We start from the raw sequence: 17,039 nt of genomic DNA, 5'->3' as shown, positions 1-17,039 counted from the left end.
AGCTGTACGTTGTCCCGACCGGTCTGGGCTTGTGAGGCTGACTGGGTGCTGAGCGGCGCCACGCTGGAGCTGCATCGCTTGCCCGAGAGCGATGAGCTCATTCGTGAGGTCAGCGAGTTTTCGGGGGCTGTCTTCGGTCGGTATATGTCCTGGCTTGACCTGGTGAGAGAATCTTTGTCTTCTGCGCCTGGCTTGGCGCTGCAACGCGCACGGCAGGGAGATTTCCTGGAATACAGGAATCCGGACGTCAAAGTCTCTGTATTCGTGGTCGACGACAATTCCGAGCGCGGCGCCTGGCCTGGTCATGGTGACGTGTGGAGCATTGCGCTCGGATGATCAGGCCGACAGCATCTCCAACTCGGCCGTGAGGTTGTAGCGAGCCGTGCGCTCCCAGTGTTCGCGGCCGTGCGGGGTGTGGAACAGGGTTGGCAGGTCCAGGAGTTGGCGCAGGATGGCGGCGCGGCCCTCGCGGAAGGCGTCGCTCGGGATGAAGTGGTATTCCTCGCGGACCTCGGCCGTGTAGTGGGCGTACGCCGACGGGGGTGAGGCCAGGATCGCCAGGTCGGCGTCGCAGAGGACCTGGCCGTCGGGGTCGTCGTCAGCGGGGGCGTGGGTGATGGTGAGGCGGACCAGGCGGGCGACCTCGGCCGTCCTCGGTGCCGGCACCCCCGCCTCGGGCAGGGCGCGTTCGGCCAGGGCCGCGGAGCGTTCCTCGTTCTCGGAGCGGTCGGGCAGGTAGACCGCGTCGTGGAACCAGGCGGCCAGCCGGACCGCGTCCGGGTCGGCCGCGTACTTCTCCAGCGTGTCGATGTGGTCCAGCACCGCCGTGAGGTGGGTCAGCGTGTGGTAGTGCCGCTGCGGCTCCTGCCAGCGGTCCAGGAGGTTGTCGGCGTACGGGGTGGGGTCGGGGCCGCCGCCGGGGCCGCGGGCTCCTTCCAGGGCGCGGGCGAATCGGGCACGCAGGGTGTCGAGGTCGGCCATACCCCCATTGTTCCGTGACGTGTGCCGGCCGGCCCCCTAGCGTGACATCCATGACGACTCCTGCGGATGTGCACGACGTAAGGGACCCCGAGCTGCCCGGTCGGCTGCTGAGTGCCGAGAGTGAGGTGTTGATACCGCTGCTGCGGGCGCGGGCGGACGCGGACTTCGCGTTGCCGGTCGTCGCGTGTCCGGGTTGGACGGTGCGGGACGTGCTGGCGCACTGTTCCGCCGCGTTGAGGCGGGTGATGGAGAGCCGGTTCGAGAAGGGCGTGTTCTCGCCCGAGTCCAACGACCGGGACATCGCCGAACGCGCCCAGTGGACGAACGCCCGGGTCGTGGACGAGCTGGAACGTGGGATGACCGAGGCGGGACCGGTGATCGCCGAGGCCGGCGGGGTGCTGGACGTGATCGCGCTCGGGGAGTGGGTGCACGCCGGGGACGTGCGCGAGGTCCTGGGCGAGCCCGGGGCGTACGCGGGCGCCGTCCTGCCGGACGCGCTGGCGCTGCTGGCCCACGTCACGCGTGAGAAGGGGCACCTGTCGCTGCACGCCGACCTCGACGACATGGACGAGCCGCTGCGCCTGGGCGCCGTGGCCGGGGCCGCCCCGCCCGCCCGGTACATCGGCGACGCGCCCACCCTCGTACGGCTGTACTCCGGGCGGTCGGTGTCCGGGGCGGCGTACGAGCTGGCGGGGGCGCGGGAGGGGGAGCTGAACATCTTCGGCTGAAGGGCGTCCCCGGATCGGCGTAGTCTTGGATTGGACTAGACCTGTAGCCGTCGATGAACCGCGGACGCATACCGCCGATGAATGGGGTGCCATGAGCAAGCGTGCAGTCCTGGAGGTGATCGCCCTCGACATCGAGGACGCGGTCGCCGCCCAGGCCGGAGGCGCGGACCGCCTGGAGCTGGTCACCGAGATGGCGGCCGACGGACTCACCCCGCCGGCCGCCACCGTCGCCGGGATCCGGGCCGCCGTCGACATCGACCTGCGCGTGATGCTGAGGCTGGCGGACGGGTTCGCGGCCGGTGACGTGGACCGGCTGGTCCGGGTCGCGCGCGAGATGCGGGAGGCGGGCGCCGACCAGTTCGTGCTGGGGTTCCTGGACGCGGCGGGCGGGGTGGACCTGGCCGCGGTGGAGCGGCTGGTGGCCGCGCTGGACGGCTGCCGCTGGACCTTCCACCGGGCGATCGACCGTACCGCCGACCGCGACGCCCTGCGCCGCCGGATCGCCGGCCTGCCCGGCCTGGACACGTATCTGACGGCGGGATCCGCGTCGGGCGTGGACGAGGGGCTGCCGACGCTGGTCGCCGAGGCCGCGCTCGGCGGGAAGCCCGGCTACGAGCAGCAGATCATGGTCGGCGGCGGACTGCGCCTCGACCACGTGCCGCGGCTCCGCGCCGCCGGGATCGAGGCGTTCCACATCGGCGGGGCTGCCCGCCCCGACGGGTGGGCCGGGCCCGTCTCCGCGGCGGCGGTCGAGCAGTGGCGGTCGGTGCTCGACGCGGATGTGGCCCTGGCCCGCACCCGGGGCGACAGGCTCTAGGACGCCCGGTTCTTCAGCGGGCGCAGGCAGAAGGACGTGCCGTCGTCGCTGTACTGCGCGTAGGCGGCGTAGTCCCCGGACGCGCAGGAGCCGCTCTTCGGGTCGATGACGCGGTACTGGGCGTCCGGTGAGCCGCAGTCCACGGGCTTCAGCTCCTGCGCGGGCCAGGAGGCGTCGTTGCGCGCGCACGAGCCGGCCTCCAGGGTCACGCCGACGCTCCCGGTGTCCGTGCCGTCGTCGCTGTCGCTCGGTCCTGCCACGAGGCCGATGACGATGAGGGCCGTGACGGCGAGGACCAGCAGGCCCAGGACGGCGAGCGGGATGAGGGCGATGATGCCGGCCGGGCGCCGGAACACCGGCCGGCCCGGGTCCAGTGGCGGCCGGAACCCGGGCGTGACCGGTGCCGGGATCCGCCGGATGCCGGACAGGGCGCTGAGGTTGGCCAGCAGGGTGACGGGCGTGATGAACACCGACAGTGGGCCCCACCAGCCCATGATCAGGGTGTCCGCCTGCATGTCCCGGAAGGAGGCCAGCGCACAGGGGTGGCAGAACACCCCCTGGCGGCGCAGGAACCGCATGATCACCAGCATGCCCTGGTGGCCGCGGACCGTCACCGGCGCCGCGGGGGCCGCCCCGCACACCTGGCACCCCGCCGCCGCCCCGCCCACCGGCCCCCCGCCCAGGTACGGCCCGGGAGCCTGCGGGTACGGCCCCGGCGCCTGTTGATAGGGCCCGGGAACCGGCTGATACGCCCCAGGCGCCGGCTGAGGCTGCGCGTACGGACCGGTGGGCTGCGCGTACGACCCTGCGGGCTGCGCGTACGGCCCGGACGGATGCCCGTACGAGCCGGAAGGCCGCCCGTACGGCCCCGGCCCCGGTGAGTACGGCCCCGGCTCCGGCGGATAGGGCCCCGGCGTCTGCTGGTGGGCGGGGTGCGACGGCGGTGGGGTGCTCAACTGGGCGCCTTCCGGGGGGACGTGACGGAGCGGGACGTCACAGCACCCTAGTCGGCGAGCTGCCCGGGCAGCGGGGCGGTGTGCGTCACGGTCAGCCCGGACACCGCACGGGTCAGGGCCACGTACAGGCGGCGCAGGCCGGTGCGTTCGTCCGGTTCGCCGTCCACCACCGCCTGCGGCTCGTCGAGCACGACGTAGTCGTACTCCAGGCCCTTGGCGAGGGAGGCCGGTACGAGGGTGAGCCGGGTCTCTCGCGTGGTCTCCTCGCCCGGGGCGAGGTGGGCGATTCCCGCGGCGGCCAGCGCCTCGGCGAGGACCGGGATGCGGGCGTCCGCGGCGATCAGGCCCGTCGAGCCCTCGTACCGCAGCAACTCCTCGCAGGCGGCGACCACTTCGGCGGGTTCGGCGATCGGGCGGACCTCGAAGAAGCCCGGGTTCTCCCGGACCGAGGCGACCGGGGTGAGACCCGGAGCGATGTGCGGGAGCAGCCGGGAGGCGTAGGCGATGACGTCCGTGGGGACGCGGAAACCGGCCGTCAGCTCCTCGATGACCCCCTCGCGCTTGCCGAGATGGGCCAGCGCCTCGTCCCAGCTCCGGGTCGCCCAGGGCGTGGTGCCCTGCGCCAGGTCGCCGAGGACGGTCGCGCTGCCGGTGGTGCAGCGGCGCCCGACGGCCCGGTACTGCATGGGGGACAGGTCCTGCGCCTCGTCCAGGACGACATGGCCCAGCGAGTGCGTGCGCTGGATCAGGTCGGTCGCCTCGTCGATTAGCACCGCGTCCGCCGCCGACCACTTCGCCGACTTCACGCTGCGCACCGGCTTGGCCCACAGGATCGTCTTCTGCTCGTCCTCGTCCAGGACGCCCTCGGCGTGCTCGGCGAGGAAATCGGCGTCGCTCAGCAGCCGCAGGACGAGCTTCGCCGGTTCCACGGCCGGCCAGACCTCCTTCACGGCCGCCTTGACCGCGCTGTTGCGGGCGACCGCGTCCTGCACCCGGTCGTCCGGCGCCTCCCCGGCCCGCTCCATCTGCACCAGCACCGCGTGCGCGATCCGCTGCGGCAGGGCCTCGCGCGCGGCGCCGTAGCGGATGTCCCGGTCCAGCAACTCGCGGACCAGTTCCTCCAGTTCGTACGCCGGGACCCGCCAGCGCCGTGAGCCGCGCACCACCACGACCGGCTCGGTGGGCATGGTCACATGGGAGTACAGGGCCCGGCGCAGCACCTCGGCCAGCCGGGCGTCGCCCTTGACCACCGCGGCGGCCGCGTCGTCGGTGCCGCGCACCTCCACCTGCGCGACCAGGTCGTCGACGGTCGCCTGCTGCACGCTCAGCTCGCCGAGCGCAGGCAGGACCTGCTCGATGTAGTGCAGGAAGGACCGGTTCGGTCCGATGACCAGCGTGCCGGTGCGCGCGAGCCGCTCCCGGTGGGCGTAGAGGAGGTAGGCGACCCGGTGCAGGCCGACGGCGGTCTTGCCGGTGCCCGGGCCTCCCTGCACACAGACGGTCCCGCCGAGCCCGCTGCGGACGATCTCGTCCTGCTCGGGCTGGATGGTGGCCACGATGTCGCGCATCGGGCCGACGCGCGGCCGCTCGATCTCCTGCTGGAGCAGTTTGCTGGTGGTGGCCGCCTCGGCCGGGTCGGACAGGTGCTCGTCCTCGTACGCGGTGAGGTCGCCGCCGGTGTAGCCGAAGCGGCGGCGCAGCGCGATGTCCATCGGGTTCTTCTTGGACGCGCGGTAGAACGGCTGCGAGACCGGGGCACGCCAGTCGATGACCATCGGGTCGCCGTCGGCGTCGTGCACATGCCGCCGCCCGATGTAGAACTGCTCGCCTTCCGCGCCCTCGGCCTGCGAGGCCCCCGGGGCGTGCAGATAGTCGAGCCGGCCGAAGAACAGCGGGGTGTCGCTGAGGTCGGCCAGCGCCTTGATGCGTTCGTCGATCTGATGGGCGAGCACCGCGGCGTTGACCCAGTTCGCGGTGACGTCGCTGATGTCCAGCGCCTCGACGTCCTCGCGCATGGCGCGCAGGGCGGACCGGGACGAGGCCAGGTGGGAGCGCTCTCGGGCCAGCGGGTCGCCGGGCGAGCCGTCGAGGGGGCCGTCGAGCTGTTCGTGGGCGGGCGTGGACAAGGGGGTGCCTCCGGATGGGCCTGCTGTGTGGCTACGACGGATGCCGTCGGTTTCGGGCCGGCGACGATGCCGTCCGGTTTCCGGCCGGGCGGCGGCACTCCGAGAGGGAGGCGGGCAAGAGCGGAGATCTTAAGTGAGGACGGTGGGATGGGGCCAATGGATTTCGGCTCCCCCGAATTCTGCTCCCCTAAGGGACGAGATCCGCCCGGTGTAGGGGGAGCGCTCCACCCGGAGGCCTGTGCGAGGTCCCCGGGAATTGGACCCGGAGACCGATTCCGGACAGGCGTCCGAAGTTCCACCATGGAGACATGAGCGCAGCGACCTTCTCTCCAGCCCCTGTCCGTCCCCCGTCCGGCGCCACGGCCATGGACGGCCCTCATCACCATCCCCTCGGCAACGCCCTGCGCGCCGTCAAGGTGTTCGTCGAGGCCGCGTTCGGCGTCGTGATCCTTGGCGAGTACGGCGAGGAGGCGGGCATACGCCGTAAGTGACGGCATAAGGTCACCTCCGTGCGGAAACGGACGGTGAAGCCCCTGCTCCCTGCCCTGCCACCTCCTCTCCCCTCGTTACTTCCCGCGCTTCTCCTGGCGGTCTCCCTCTGCTCCTTCGCCGCCCTGTACCTGCTGCAACGCGCCCCCATGGCCGATCTGCTGGTCTACCGGGCCGAGGGCTCCGCCGCCTCCCACGGTGGCGACCTCTACGGCTTCACGGCCACACCCTGGCGGCTGCCGGCGACCTACCCGCCCTTCGCGGCGGCCCTGTTCGTCCCGACGACCTGGATCCCGGTACCGGGGCTGAAGGCGGCGTTCCTCACGGGCAACGCGCTCCTGCTCGCCGGACTCGTCTCCCTCTCCGCCCGACTCGCCTTCCACCCTCCACCCCTGCCACCACACCGCCCCCCGCCACCGCACCGTCCCCCGCCACGACACCTGCCCCTGCCACGACACCTGCCCCTGCCTCCGCCGGGCCCTCTTCCCACGCCCGACCCGCCGACGCCGGCCTCCTCGCACCTGTGGCCCCTGCCCCCGCCCGTCCTCTGCACGGCCACCGCCCTGGCCCTCTGGCTCGAACCGGTCTTCCAGACGCTCCTCTTCGGCCAGATCAACCTCGCCGTCACCTGCCTGGTCCTGTGGGACCTGACCCGCCCCCCGGGCGCCCCGGGAAAGGGCCTGGCCCTGGGCCTCGCGACCGGCGTCAAACTCACCCCGGCGATCTTCATCGCCTATCTGCTGCTGAGGGGCCGCACCCGCGAGGCGGCCACGGCGACGGCGGCCTTCACCGCCACCGCCCTGCTCGGCGTCCTGCTGCTCCCCGCCGCGAGCGTCGAGTACTGGTCGCGGCGGCTGTACGAGACCGGCCGGGTGGGCAAGGCGTGGATCGTGGACAACCAGTCCCTGCAGGGACTGCTCGCCCGCGCGCTGCACGACCCGGCGCCGGGGGCGTACTGGCTCCTCACGGCGGTGGCCGTGGGCGCGACCGGGCTGTACCTGGCGGCCCGCGCCCGGCAGGACCGTCACGGCATCCTGCTGACCGCGTTCACGGCCCTGCTGATCTCCCCGATCAGCTGGTCCCACCACTGGGTGTGGTGTGTGCCGCTGCTCGCGGTGCTGCTGGCCGACGGCCGCCCGCGGCTCGCGGCCGTGACGGCGGCCGTCTTCACCGCCCGCACGCTCTGGCTGGTCCCTCACCAGGGCGACGGCGATCTGCGTCTGCCCTGGTGGCAGCAGCCACTGGCCTCGCCGTACCCGCTGCTGGGACTCGTGCTACTGGCGGGCGCGGCGCTCACCGTCGCTCAGCCGGTGTCCTCGGCCAGGATCTCGTCGGCGTCCACGATGCGGTAGGAGTAGCCCTGTTCCGCCAGGAACCGCTGGCGGTGGGCCGCGAAGTCCTGGTCGATGGTGTCGCGGGCGACCACCGAGTAGAAGTGGGCCTGGTGGCCGTCGGCCTTGGGACGCAGGACGCGGCCGAGGCGCTGGGCCTCCTCCTGGCGGGAGCCGAAGGTGCCGGACACCTGGACGGCGACCGTGGCCTCGGGCAGGTCGATGGAGAAGTTGGCGACCTTGGAGACGACCAGCACGCTGATCTCGCCCTCACGGAAGGCGTCGAAGAGCTTCTCGCGCTGGGCGTTGGAGGTCTCGCCCTTGATGACGGGGGCGCCCAGGTGCTCGCCCAGCTCGTCGAGCTGGTCGATGTACTGCCCGATGACGAGGATCTGCTGCCCGGCGAACCGGCGGACGATCGCCTCCGTGACCTTCCGCTTGGTCGCGGTGGTGGCGCAGAAGCGGTACTTCTCCTCCGTCTCGGCGGTCGCGTACGCCAGCCGTTCGGAGTCGGTCAGGTTGACGCGGACCTCGACGCAGTCGGCCGGCGCGATGTAGCCCTGCGCCTCGATCTCCTTCCAGGGCGCGTCGAACCGCTTGGGCCCGATGAGCGAGAACACGTCCGACTCGCGCCCGTCCTCACGCACCAGGGTCGCGGTGAGCCCCAGCCGCCGCCGCGCCTGGAGATCGGCGGTGAACTTGAAGACGGGGGCGGGCAGCAGGTGCACCTCGTCGTAGACGATGAGCCCCCAGTCCCGGGAGTCGAAGAGCTCCAGGTGCGGGTAGACGCCCTTCCGCCGGGTCGTCAGCACCTGGTAGGTGGCGATGGTGACCGGGCGGATCTCCTTCCTGGTCCCGCTGTACTCGCCGATCTCGTCCTCGGTCAGCGAGGTCCGCTTCACCAGCTCGTGCTTCCACTGCCGGGCCGAGACGGTGTTGGTGACCAGGATCAGGGTGGTGGACTTCGCCTGCGCCATCGACCCGGCGCCGACCAGCGTCTTCCCGGCGCCGCAGGGCAGCACGACCACACCGCTGCCGCCGTGCCAGAAGTTCTCCACGGCCTGCTTCTGGTACGGGCGCAGCGCCCAGTTGTCCTCCAGCAGCTCGATCGGGTGCGCCTCGCCGTCCACGTACCCGGCGAGGTCCTCGGCCGGCCAGCCCAGCTTCAGCAGGGTCTGCTTGATCTGCCCGCGCTCGGAGGGGTGCACGACGACGCTGTCCGGGTCGATGCGGGCGCCGACCAGCGGGATGATCCGCTTGGACTTCAGCACCTCCTCCAGTACCGGCCGGTCGGTGGTGGTGAGCACGAGTCCGTGCGCGGGGTGCTTGGAGAGGGTGAGGCGGCCGTACCGGTCCATCGTCTCGGCGATGTCCACGAGCAGCGCGTGCGGCACCGGGTAACGGCTGTACTGCACCAGCGCGTCCACGACCTGCTCGGCGTCGTGCCCCGCGGCCCGCGCGTTCCACAGGCCGAGCGGGGTGACCCGGTAGGTGTGGATGTGCTCGGGGGCCCGCTCCAGCTCGGCGAAGGGCGCGATGGCCCGACGGCACTCGTCGGCCCGCTCGTGGTCGACTTCCAGGAGCAGGGTCTTGTCCGACTGGACGATAAGCGGTCCGTTCACCTACGCACTTCCCTTCCGCACGGCCAAACGTCCAGTGTGCCCTACCGGCGGCTGATCGCGGCGGGGCCGCCTGCAACCCCGGGCGACCGCCGCGGGTCTTCACGTGCGGGTGCGGCGCGGGGGCGCGGCCCCGGAGGAGGTCGGGCGATGTCTGTGGGCAGGTGGGGGACCGGTCTGGCGGCCACGGGGGTGCTGGTGGTGACCGGGGTGTGGGCGATGGGACCGGCCGCCGACGGCGCCGGGCGGGCGGCGGGTGTCGACGAGCGCCTGTGGAGCGAGGTCAGGCCGGTGATCGAGGCCCGGCTGGTGGCCGATTCCCGGGGCGGCGGGTACGGGGAGGCGGTGCCCGGGCTCCGGGCGCGGTGGTTCTGCCGGGCGCAGGCACGGGACCTCGAGGAGCACGACGGCCTGGTACGGGCGGGCGTGAGCACGCTGTGCCTGGAGTACGGGGTGCGGGCGGGCGTGCTGCTGGAGTGCGGCGGCGCCCAGGGCCCCCAGGTGCTGCGGCTGCGGCGGGACACGGGCGCGGCCGGCGGCTACCGCGTGGTGTCGACGCAGCGCCCGCCGGACGGTGCGGGCTACGCCCAGTGGGTGGACGCCAACTTCGACCACCGGACGGACGCGGACACCGGCGACTCGATGCCGTCCGGCGCCCTGGCGACCGCCGCCCGCGACCACTTCGGCCTGCCGGTGAACGCTCCGGTACGGGGCTGCTGACCGGCCCGCGGGCTACTCCTCCAGCTCGGCGACCCCGGTGATGCGGTGCAGGGGGTAGGTCCGTACCTCGTCGGCCGTGTGGTCGTACGCCGTGACGAAGCCGCCCTCGACCCGGATCGGGGCGATCACCCGCTGGCTGGCGCTGCCCTCGGCGTTGACGTAGCCGATCCACAGGGCCTCGCCGGTCAGCACCGCGGCCTGCACGGTGGCCAGGGTCTCGGCGGAGCCGGTGCGGGGCAGCTCGCCCGGGGCCGGAGCGGCGCCGGTGGTCTTGCGGGGCGCGGTGGCGGCCAGGTCGCCCGCCCGGATCGCCCGGACCGCCGCCGACAGCAGCGTGGTGTCGGGCGGCGGCGGCCCGTCCGGCACCGGCTCGGGCGCGGTGCGCGGCGGAGTGCGGTGGGCATGGGCGCGGGCGATGAGCACGTCCCCCTCGGCGGACTCCGCCGCCGGCGCGTACCCCATCGCGCGCAGCCCCTCCAGCAGTGTGGCCGGGTCCGCCTCGGTGGCGAGGACGGTCGGCGCCAGCCGGCGCAGCCGCAGGGCGGCCGACCGCTTGTCGGCGAGGATCTCGTTCAGCACCGCGTCGTCGTCGCAGCGCACGTACGCGGAGGCCGCGCCCACCCGCAGATGGCCGTGCCTGCGGGCGACGTCGTCGATGAGGTAGGCCAGCGGCTGCGGGACCGGCGTACGGGAGTGCGCGGTGAGGAAGGAGTGCAGGTCGGTGGCGGTCCGCCCGGCGTCGAGCGCGCGGCGCACCGAGGCCGGGGTGAAGCGGTAGACGGTCGCCCCGCCCTTGGACTCGACGTCCGCGAGGACCCCGAGCGTCTCGGCGAGCGGCCGCCGCAGCGGGCCCGGGGCCACCGCCGTCAGGTCGGCCTGGAGCAGCACGTGGTCAAGGGGCTCGGGCAGCAGCGGCGCGAGGAGCCGGGCGGCCGCGCCGGTGGCGACGGCCTGCTCGGCGGAGGTCAGCGGATCGGCGGGGCCGGCCGGGCGGTGGTGGACGGGCAGCTTGTCACCGGGACCGGATGACTCCGCCGTGGCGGACGACTGCCCGGCCGCGGCCGGGCCCAGCAGCGCCCGGCCGTGCGCGGACAGCGCACCGCGCCCGGTGATCCCGAGGAGTTCCGCCTCCGCCAGGGTCCAGCGGGCGAGCCGGGAGCGCAGATCCTCCTCGTCGTCCGGCCGGTGACCGCGCAGCGGCCGCTCCCAGCGCAGCCGGGCCAGGATCGCCTCGGCCGCCGGCGCCGCGCCCGCCGGGAGCCCGGCCAGCAGGGTCAGCACCCGGTGCCGTACCTCGGGCGCGGCGGACCGGTCGAGTCCCGGGCCCAGCGCGGACAACGTACGGTCCTTGGCGTCCCGTCCGCCGATCAGCCCCGGCGTCCGGGTGGCCGTCAGCCAGGCCTGGGCCAGCCGGGCCCAGCGTTCGGCGGGGGGCTGGTCCAGCCATTCGTCGTGGGCGGGCGTGGCCGCGTACCGCTCGTCGGCCTCGCCGTCGGAGGCGAGCAGCCCGGCCGCGTAGGCCAGCTCGATCCAGAAGGCGGCGACCGGTTCGGACACGTCGAGGGCGACGGCGGTGCGCTTCAGGTCCCGCACGCTGAGACCGCCGGCCCGCAGCACGGCGGGCCCGCCCTCGTCCCAGTCCTTCAGCAGCTCCTCGACGGTGGCCAGCGCGGTGTACGCCTGCCCGGCCGCGGTGGCGTCCACCACCTGCGCCCCGTGCGTGGCGGCGGGCTCCACGGCGGGCGGCCGCGGCTCGGGCGCGCGGTGGGCGCGGCCCTCGCGCAGGTGCAGCGCCACCTCGCGGGGCAGCACCACGGTGCCGGGCGCGGTCGGCAGCAACAGGCCGCGGTCCAGCAGCCAGCGCAGATGCGCCGCCGGTTCCGGCGTCACCTGCCCGTACGGCGGCCCCCACATCAGCCGGGACAGCACCTCCCGGGAGGCGTCCGGCGCCTGGGCGAGCAGCTTGGCCATCTTCCCGCGGTCGCTGAACAGGGCGGTCAGCGCGGTCACCGCGGAGACCGAGTCGTGCGTGGAGGGCAGCCCGGCGCAGGTGACGATCTCCTGGATCCGCCCCGGCGACATGCCCGAGGTGGCCTCCTGCACGCTCGGGCCGAGACCGGTGGGGGAGGGGTGCTGCGCGGAGGGCGCGAGCAGCTCCTGCGCGGTGCGCACCAGCCGCAGCCGGTCGTCGTGGCCCCACACCAGCGCCTGTTCGCGCAGGACGGCGACGGCGCGGGGCAGCGCGGCGGCCACGGCCGCGTCGCCCGCGTCCCCCGCCATCAGGCCGAGCAGCGTCCCGTGCGACGCCGGATCCGGGGCCACCGCCAGCGCCTCCGCCGTCTGCAGGGCGAACCGGTCCAGCCGCTCCAGCGCGCGCAGCACCGAGGCGCGGGTGCCGGCGCGGGTGGCGAGCTGGGTGAGGTCGGTGGGGACGGGGGTGATGAGATCGGGGCGGCTGCGCAGCAGCGCGGCCAGCGAGGCGTCGTCCCTCATGCGGAGCGATTCGGCGAGGGAACGGGGGGCTGAGTTGGCCTCGGGGCTCATCTGACCCACGTTAGCGGGTGCCGTGCCGAACGCCGGGCGGGCTGTTCGATGCCGGACTGCGCTACCTTCCTCAACGGGTTTCATCGGCAAGGGGTTTCATCGGCGTCGCCCCGGAGGGGTTCCGTGGGGATCGAGAGCGATCAGGTCGTCTACGAGTATCTGAGCCGCGTCGGGGACGTCGCTCAGCAACGGCAGTTGCCGTCGTCCACCCGGATGCGGCTGGTGTCGCGACTGCGCGACGAGATCGACCGGCACCGCGCCAGGACGGCGGTGGACAGTCCGGACGCCGTGCGCCGCATCCTGGACCGGCTCGGTACGCCGGACGAGGTGGTCGAGGCCGCGGGCGGCGCCGCGGCGGCCCCGCAGCCGCCGGTCACCGCCGTGCCCGTGCAGCGCGAGCCGGAGCCGCTGGAGCGGCCCAAGGGGCTCCGCCGGGTCGTGCCGCGCCCGCGCCCCGCCGAACCGGAGCGGCCCGCCCCGAGCGCGGGGGCCTCACCGCCGCACCTGGCCGCCGCGCACGAGCTCGGGGACAGCGCGGCGCGGCCCGACTGGTGGCGGGTGGAGGACAGCCCGTTCGGCGCCGGGGCCGGTGACGCCGTCCCGGGCTTCGTGGGCGGTGTGGAGATCCCCGACCTGCTCAAACGCCCCCCGAAGGACCCAGAGGAGACGGAACGACCGGCCTCTGAGGAACTGAAAGAGGCGCAGGAGGCGATCGACGAGGCCCCGGTCCCCGCGCGCCGCCGACTGCTCCCGCTTCCCCGCCCGGCCGCCGGCTGGACCAACCCGCTCCTGCTGCTGGCCGCCGCCGCGCTGGTCGCGGGCGCCGTGCTCGGCAACTGGTTCGCGCTGCTCCTCGGCTGGCTGACCGCCTACGGCTCCCGGCGCCTGACCCCGGCCGAGAGCAAGTGGGCGGTACTGGTCCTGCCCGGCTCGGCGGCGGTGGCGGGCCTGGTCTGGCTGTGGGGCAGGAACACCGGCCGCTGGGGCGACCCCATCGCCCGGGGCCACATGAACGACGCCCTCACCCAGACCTGGCCCTGGGTGGTCCGGGGCGCGGCGGTGGCCTCGGCCCTGTACCTGGTCTGGCGCTCCCAGCGGTCCCGCTGAAGCCGGAAACCGGGCACCCGGGCCCGGACGGCAACGGCACCCCGGGCAAAATGACGCCCATGACCCTCACCGTCGGCTTCGACCTGGACATGACCCTCATCGACTCCCGCCCCGGCATCCGCGCCTGCTATCTCGCGCTGTCGGAGCGGACGGGCACGTACATCGACGCCGACCTCGCGGTGACCCGGCTCGGCCCGCCCCTCGCCGAGGAGCTGATCAACTGGTTCCCGGCGGAGCACGTCTCCGAGATGGCCGGGCTGTACCGGGAGATGTACCCGACGATCGCGATCACCGCGACCCCCGCCATGGCCGGGGCCCGGCAGGCGATGGAGGCGGTGCGGGCGGCCGGCGGGCGGACGTTGGTGGTCACGGCGAAGTACGAGCCGAACGCCAAGCTGCACCTCACCCACCTGGGCCTGGAACCGGACGTGGTGGTCGGCGACCTCTGGGCCGAGCAGAAGGCTCGGGCCCTGCGCGAGCACGGTGCGCGGGTGTACGTCGGCGACCACGTGGGTGACGTCCGCGGCGCCCGTACGGCGGGCGCGCTGTCCGTGGCCGTGGCCACCGGCCCCTGCGACGGGGACGAGCTGCGTGCCGCCGGTGCGGACGTGGTGCTCGACGACCTCGCGGCGTTCCCGGCCTGGCTGGCCGGCTACCGCGAGGCGCCCGGCGCCGCCTCCCTGGCCTGACGCCGCCCGGCGGTGACGGAGCGCAGTATCCCCGCGCCGGCGATCAGGAAGCCGACGGCCATGAGCATGCTCAAGCCGAACATGAACGTCGGGAAGGGCTCGGTACCGAGAAGCAGCGGGGCCACGGTGACGAGAGTGGCCAGTGCCCCGATGAAGAACACGACGACACCGGCGCGGATCAGTCGGTCACCGGGTCCGGCGGAATTCGGTTGGGTTTTGTCACGCACCCGACCAGGGTAGTTCCCAGCGCGAGAGAACAACCGGGGGACGTCTTGTCACCCGCCCGAAGACCATTAGCCTTGGTTGCGGCGGGTCATGGTCGACCCGCTCTCTGCTGTCAGAAGCCGTTTCCGAGCAGTTTTCCCGACGAGTACGAGGACGAGGACAGACGTGCCCACCGGCAAAGTCAAGTGGTTCAACAGCGAGAAGGGCTTCGGCTTTCTCTCCCGCGACGACGGCGGTGACGTCTTCGTCCATTCCTCGGTTCTTCCCGCCGGAGTGGATGCGCTCAAGCCGGGACAGCGCGTGGAGTTCGGTGTCGTCGCCGGTCAGCGCGGCGACCAGGCGCTCTCGGTGACCATCCTCGACCCGGCGCCCTCGGTCGCGGCGGCCCAGCGCAGGAAGCCCGACGAGCTGGCCTCGATCGTGCAGGACCTGACGACCCTTCTCGAGAACATCACGCCGGGCCTGGAGCGGGGCCGCTACCCGGAGAAGACCTCCGGCAAGAAGATCGCCGGCCTGCTGCGCGCGGTCGCCGACCAGCTCGACGTCTGACCCCGGACCCGGGGCCTGCCGAGCAGGCCCCGGTGCCGCGGGCGGGAGGCCCTAGGGGAAGGCGAGCGCATCCGGACCGAGGGGCGGTACGAGCCCCTCGGCCGCCGCGCGGGTGAGCAGCCCGCGGACCGCCGCGTAGCCGTCCTCGCCGAGAGCGGCGGTGAACTCGTTCACGTACAGCCCGATGTGCTGGTCCGCGACGGCCGGGTCCATCTCCTGGGCGTGCTCCATCACGTACGGCCGGGACGCCTGCGGGTCGTCCCAGGCGGCCTGCACGGAGGCGCGCACGGACTCGGCGAGCCGGCCCAGCGTGTCCGCGCCCAGCGAGCGCTTGGCGATGATCGCGCCCAGCGGGATCGGCAGCCCGGTGGTGCGCTCCCAGTGCTCGCCCATGTCGGCGAGCTTGTGCAGCCCGTAGTTCTGGTAGGTGAAGCGCGCCTCGTGGATGACGAGCCCCGCGTCGACCTTGCCGTCCCGCACGGCCGGCATGATCTCGTGGAACGGCATGACGACGATCTCGCCGACGCCGCCGGGCAGGGTGTCCGCGGCCCACAGCCGGAACAGCAGGTAGGCGGTGGACTTCTCGCTCGGCACCGCGACCGTACGGCCCGTCAGGTCCGCCCCCGCCTCTCGGGTCAGCACCAGCGGACCGCAGCCCCGGCCGAGCGCCCCGCCGCACGGCAGCAGCGCGTACTCCTCCAGGACGTACGGCAGCACCGCGTACGACACCTTCAGCACGTCGAACTCGCCGCGCTCGGCCATGCCGTTGGTGATGTCGATGTCGGCGAAGGTCACGTCCAGCGCGGGTGCGCCGGGGACGCGGCCGTGCGCGAGGGCGTCGAAGACGAAGGTGTCGTTCGGGCAGGGCGAGTACGCGATCTGCAGTTGCTCAGCGGTTGCGGTCATGCGGGTTCCAACTCTCCAGTACGGGCGTGAGCTTCCCGAAGCCCTCGGTGAGGGCGGCGAGGGCTTCGCCGATGCGCCAGGCGGCGCGGTCGCGCGGGCCGACCGGGTTGGACACCGCGCGGATCTCCAGCACGGGCACGCCGTGCGCGGCGGCCGCCTCTGCCACGCCGAACCCCTCCATGCCCTCGGCGAGGGCCCGGGGATGACGGGCGCGCAGCTCGGCGGCGCGGGCGGCGGTGCCGGTCACGGTGGAGACGGTGAGGACGGTGCCGGCGCGTGCTCCGGTGGCCCGGGAAATTCCTCGTACGAGTGATTCCGGCGGCCGGTGGGTGACGGTTCCGAAGCCGAGTTCGGTGACCGGGAGGAAGCCGTCGGCGGTCTGGGCGCCCAGATCGGCCACGGTGATCGCGTCGGCGACGACGAGCGAGCCGAGCGGTGCCTCGGGCATGAAGCCCCCGCCGATCCCGGCGGACACCACGAGGTCGTAGGGCGTCCCGGCGAGTGCGGCGGCGGTGAGCGCGGTGGCCGTGGTGGCGGCGGCGAGGGCCGGTCCGACACCGGCGGCCAGCAGGTCGGGGCCGCCCGGGACCCGGACGAGTCCGGTGCCCGGCAGCCGTACCGCGGCCGACTCGCCGGGGAACGCGCCCGCCACCGCGTCCCGTTCGGCCGGGACGGCGGTGGCGACGAGGACGCGTGCGGAAGGCGTGGTCAGCCCGCCTTCTTCACCTTGAAGGACCACAGGCCCTTGGGCGGGTTGGCGCCCATCTGGACGGACACGGTGTTGGTGTCGCCCTGGGTGCCGTACTGCTGGTTGAAGAACGCGTTGTACGGGAGGGTGCGCGTGGTCAGGTGGCTGGACTCGGAGAACGGGTTGCCGTTCACCAGGATCGTCCAGCCGGCGTCCGCGATCTTCGGGTCGACGCCGAAGCGGACCGTCTGGTCCTGGTCCAGCTTGATGGACTCGATGTCCTTCGCTTTCTTGGAGCACTTCGCCAGCGACTTGGCGTCCAGCGCCTTGCCGTCGTTGTAGCAGAGCGCCTCCGAGCTGACCGAGTCCCGGCCAATGGTGACGGTCGCGACGGGCGTCGGCTTGTCGCAGGCCGACAGGACGAGCAGTCCGGCGACAACGGCGCCGGCGGCGGCGACGGCGCGGCGGCGTCGCACAGCACGTGTTACATCAGCGGCTTCGCCGCGGGGCAGCGTGGTCATGGCCGAAGGCTATCGGGCACCTGTAGCCGTCCGCCCACGTGGG

Annotated in this window: 19 protein-coding genes; 10 read left to right on the top strand and 9 right to left on the bottom strand. The window is 73.4% G+C overall.

Features of this window, described 5'->3' with window-relative positions:
• Positions 1–45 precede the first annotated feature (45 nt).
• On the top strand, positions 46–336 hold the full coding sequence (locus tag ACZ6B1_RS17195; protein WP_468779146.1) for a hypothetical protein: 291 nt from the start codon (positions 46–48) through the stop codon (positions 334–336).
• Here the strand turns inward: ACZ6B1_RS17195 and ACZ6B1_RS17190 are convergent, their stop codons facing one another.
• Positions 337–981, bottom strand: coding sequence for an HD domain-containing protein (locus tag ACZ6B1_RS17190; RefSeq protein ID WP_468779145.1), 645 nt, complete (start codon positions 979–981; stop codon positions 337–339). It abuts the gene before it with no gap.
• A 50-nt stretch (positions 982–1,031) separates the two neighbouring features.
• On the opposite strand from ACZ6B1_RS17190, the gene ACZ6B1_RS17185 reads away from it, so the two are divergent.
• Positions 1,032–1,709, top strand: a complete 678-nt coding sequence (locus tag ACZ6B1_RS17185; RefSeq protein WP_468779144.1) for a maleylpyruvate isomerase family mycothiol-dependent enzyme — start codon at positions 1,032–1,034, stop codon at positions 1,707–1,709.
• Positions 1,710–1,800: 91 nt separating this feature from the next.
• Positions 1,801–2,526: a copper homeostasis protein CutC gene (locus ACZ6B1_RS17180; protein WP_468779143.1), complete on the top strand. Its 726-nt coding sequence runs from the start codon at positions 1,801–1,803 to the stop codon at positions 2,524–2,526.
• Here the strand turns inward: ACZ6B1_RS17180 and ACZ6B1_RS17175 are convergent.
• Entirely contained in the window at positions 2,523–3,104 is a 582-nt protein-coding gene (locus ACZ6B1_RS17175; RefSeq protein ID WP_468779142.1) for an LppU/SCO3897 family protein, read from the bottom strand. The genes ACZ6B1_RS17180 and ACZ6B1_RS17175 overlap by 4 nt on opposite strands.
• On the opposite strand from ACZ6B1_RS17175, the gene ACZ6B1_RS17170 reads away from it, so the two are divergent.
• On the top strand, positions 3,103–3,252 hold the full coding sequence (locus ACZ6B1_RS17170; RefSeq protein ID WP_468779140.1) for a hypothetical protein: 150 nt from the start codon (positions 3,103–3,105) through the stop codon (positions 3,250–3,252). The genes ACZ6B1_RS17175 and ACZ6B1_RS17170 overlap by 2 nt on opposite strands.
• Positions 3,253–3,529: 277 nt before the next feature.
• Here the strand turns inward: ACZ6B1_RS17170 and ACZ6B1_RS17165 are convergent, their stop codons facing one another.
• Positions 3,530–5,608, bottom strand: a complete 2,079-nt coding sequence (locus tag ACZ6B1_RS17165; RefSeq protein WP_468779138.1) for a HelD family protein — start codon at positions 5,606–5,608, stop codon at positions 3,530–3,532.
• 308 nt (positions 5,609–5,916) lie between these two features.
• On the opposite strand from ACZ6B1_RS17165, the gene ACZ6B1_RS17160 reads away from it, so the two are divergent.
• A complete protein-coding gene (locus ACZ6B1_RS17160; protein WP_468779136.1) occupies positions 5,917–6,099 on the top strand; it encodes a hypothetical protein in 183 nt (60 codons plus the stop codon).
• Positions 6,100–6,246: 147 nt separating this feature from the next.
• Positions 6,247–7,449 carry a glycosyltransferase 87 family protein gene (locus ACZ6B1_RS17155; RefSeq protein ID WP_468779399.1) on the top strand — a complete coding sequence of 401 codons (1,203 nt, stop codon included), beginning with the start codon at positions 6,247–6,249 and terminating at the stop codon, positions 7,447–7,449.
• On the opposite strand, the gene ACZ6B1_RS17150 is transcribed toward ACZ6B1_RS17155, so the two are convergent.
• Entirely contained in the window at positions 7,401–9,050 is a 1,650-nt protein-coding gene (locus ACZ6B1_RS17150; protein WP_468779131.1) for a DNA repair helicase XPB, read from the bottom strand. The two genes, ACZ6B1_RS17155 and ACZ6B1_RS17150, sit on opposite strands and share 49 nt — an antisense overlap.
• Positions 9,051–9,197: 147 nt before the next feature.
• Here ACZ6B1_RS17150 and ACZ6B1_RS17145 point away from each other — a divergent pair, with 147 nt between their 5' ends.
• Positions 9,198–9,767 (top strand): hypothetical protein, encoded by a 570-nt coding sequence (locus ACZ6B1_RS17145; protein ID WP_468779129.1) that lies wholly within the window; start codon positions 9,198–9,200, stop codon positions 9,765–9,767.
• A 12-nt stretch (positions 9,768–9,779) separates the two neighbouring features.
• Here ACZ6B1_RS17145 and ACZ6B1_RS17140 read toward each other — a convergent pair whose 3' ends face one another.
• The gene (locus tag ACZ6B1_RS17140; RefSeq protein WP_468779128.1) at positions 9,780–12,311 is read right to left on the bottom strand and encodes a helicase C-terminal domain-containing protein; all 2,532 of its coding nucleotides are present in this window, start codon (positions 12,309–12,311) and stop codon (positions 9,780–9,782) included.
• A 123-nt stretch (positions 12,312–12,434) separates the two neighbouring features.
• Here ACZ6B1_RS17140 and ACZ6B1_RS17135 point away from each other — a divergent pair, with 123 nt between their 5' ends.
• Both ACZ6B1_RS17135 and ACZ6B1_RS17130 read left to right on the top strand, forming a co-directional pair.
• Positions 12,435–13,418 (top strand): hypothetical protein, encoded by a 984-nt coding sequence (locus ACZ6B1_RS17135; RefSeq protein ID WP_468779126.1) that lies wholly within the window; start codon positions 12,435–12,437, stop codon positions 13,416–13,418.
• Between the two features lie 59 nt (positions 13,419–13,477).
• Entirely contained in the window at positions 13,478–14,107 is a 630-nt protein-coding gene (locus ACZ6B1_RS17130; RefSeq protein WP_468779124.1) for an HAD family hydrolase, read from the top strand.
• On the opposite strand, the gene ACZ6B1_RS17125 is transcribed toward ACZ6B1_RS17130, so the two are convergent.
• Positions 14,071–14,334: a hypothetical protein gene (locus ACZ6B1_RS17125; protein ID WP_468779122.1), complete on the bottom strand. Its 264-nt coding sequence runs from the start codon at positions 14,332–14,334 to the stop codon at positions 14,071–14,073. The two genes, ACZ6B1_RS17130 and ACZ6B1_RS17125, sit on opposite strands and share 37 nt — an antisense overlap.
• A gap of 163 nt (positions 14,335–14,497) precedes the next feature.
• On the opposite strand from ACZ6B1_RS17125, the gene ACZ6B1_RS17120 reads away from it, so the two are divergent.
• Positions 14,498–14,881: a cold-shock protein gene (locus ACZ6B1_RS17120; protein ID WP_468779120.1), complete on the top strand. Its 384-nt coding sequence runs from the start codon at positions 14,498–14,500 to the stop codon at positions 14,879–14,881.
• 51 nt (positions 14,882–14,932) lie between these two features.
• Here the strand turns inward: ACZ6B1_RS17120 and ACZ6B1_RS17115 are convergent, their stop codons facing one another.
• The 3 genes from ACZ6B1_RS17115 to ACZ6B1_RS17105 are packed head-to-tail and all read right to left on the bottom strand — an operon-like array spanning position 14,933 to position 16,996.
• Complete coding sequence (locus ACZ6B1_RS17115) at positions 14,933–15,787, bottom strand: 1,4-dihydroxy-6-naphthoate synthase (RefSeq protein ID WP_468779119.1); 855 nt, start codon at positions 15,785–15,787, stop codon at positions 14,933–14,935.
• Positions 15,771–16,526 carry a futalosine hydrolase gene (locus ACZ6B1_RS17110; protein WP_468779117.1) on the bottom strand — a complete coding sequence of 252 codons (756 nt, stop codon included), beginning with the start codon at positions 16,524–16,526 and terminating at the stop codon, positions 15,771–15,773. Before ACZ6B1_RS17110 ends, ACZ6B1_RS17115 begins: the two co-directional genes overlap by 17 nt.
• Positions 16,496–16,996 carry a DUF2771 domain-containing protein gene (locus ACZ6B1_RS17105; protein WP_468779115.1) on the bottom strand — a complete coding sequence of 167 codons (501 nt, stop codon included), beginning with the start codon at positions 16,994–16,996 and terminating at the stop codon, positions 16,496–16,498. Before ACZ6B1_RS17105 ends, ACZ6B1_RS17110 begins: the two co-directional genes overlap by 31 nt.
• Positions 16,997–17,039: the final 43 nt, after the last annotated feature.

The sequence above is a fragment of the Streptomyces sp. NPDC041129 genome, from assembly GCF_055592265.1.
This window is presented reverse-complemented; position numbering and strand designations above follow the sequence as displayed.

Excerpts from the sequence above, each read along its gene's own strand:
- ACZ6B1_RS17190 (WP_468779145.1), bottom strand. The coding sequence starts at position 981 with ATGGCCGACCTCGACACCCTGCGTGCCCGATTCGCCCGCGCCCTGGAA.
- ACZ6B1_RS17185 (WP_468779144.1), top strand. The coding sequence starts at position 1,032 with ATGACGACTCCTGCGGATGTGCACGACGTAAGGGACCCCGAGCTGCCC.
- ACZ6B1_RS17180 (WP_468779143.1), top strand. The coding sequence starts at position 1,801 with ATGAGCAAGCGTGCAGTCCTGGAGGTGATCGCCCTCGACATCGAGGAC.
- ACZ6B1_RS17170 (WP_468779140.1), top strand. The coding sequence starts at position 3,103 with ATGATCACCAGCATGCCCTGGTGGCCGCGGACCGTCACCGGCGCCGCG.
- ACZ6B1_RS17175 (WP_468779142.1), bottom strand. The coding sequence starts at position 3,104 with ATGCGGTTCCTGCGCCGCCAGGGGGTGTTCTGCCACCCCTGTGCGCTG.
- ACZ6B1_RS17160 (WP_468779136.1), top strand. The coding sequence starts at position 5,917 with ATGAGCGCAGCGACCTTCTCTCCAGCCCCTGTCCGTCCCCCGTCCGGC.
- ACZ6B1_RS17155 (WP_468779399.1), top strand. The coding sequence starts at position 6,247 with ATGGCCGATCTGCTGGTCTACCGGGCCGAGGGCTCCGCCGCCTCCCAC.
- ACZ6B1_RS17145 (WP_468779129.1), top strand. The coding sequence starts at position 9,198 with ATGTCTGTGGGCAGGTGGGGGACCGGTCTGGCGGCCACGGGGGTGCTG.
- ACZ6B1_RS17140 (WP_468779128.1), bottom strand. The coding sequence starts at position 12,311 with ATGAGCCCCGAGGCCAACTCAGCCCCCCGTTCCCTCGCCGAATCGCTC.
- ACZ6B1_RS17130 (WP_468779124.1), top strand. The coding sequence starts at position 13,478 with ATGACCCTCACCGTCGGCTTCGACCTGGACATGACCCTCATCGACTCC.
- ACZ6B1_RS17115 (WP_468779119.1), bottom strand. The coding sequence starts at position 15,787 with ATGACCGCAACCGCTGAGCAACTGCAGATCGCGTACTCGCCCTGCCCG.
- ACZ6B1_RS17105 (WP_468779115.1), bottom strand. The coding sequence starts at position 16,996 with ATGACCACGCTGCCCCGCGGCGAAGCCGCTGATGTAACACGTGCTGTG.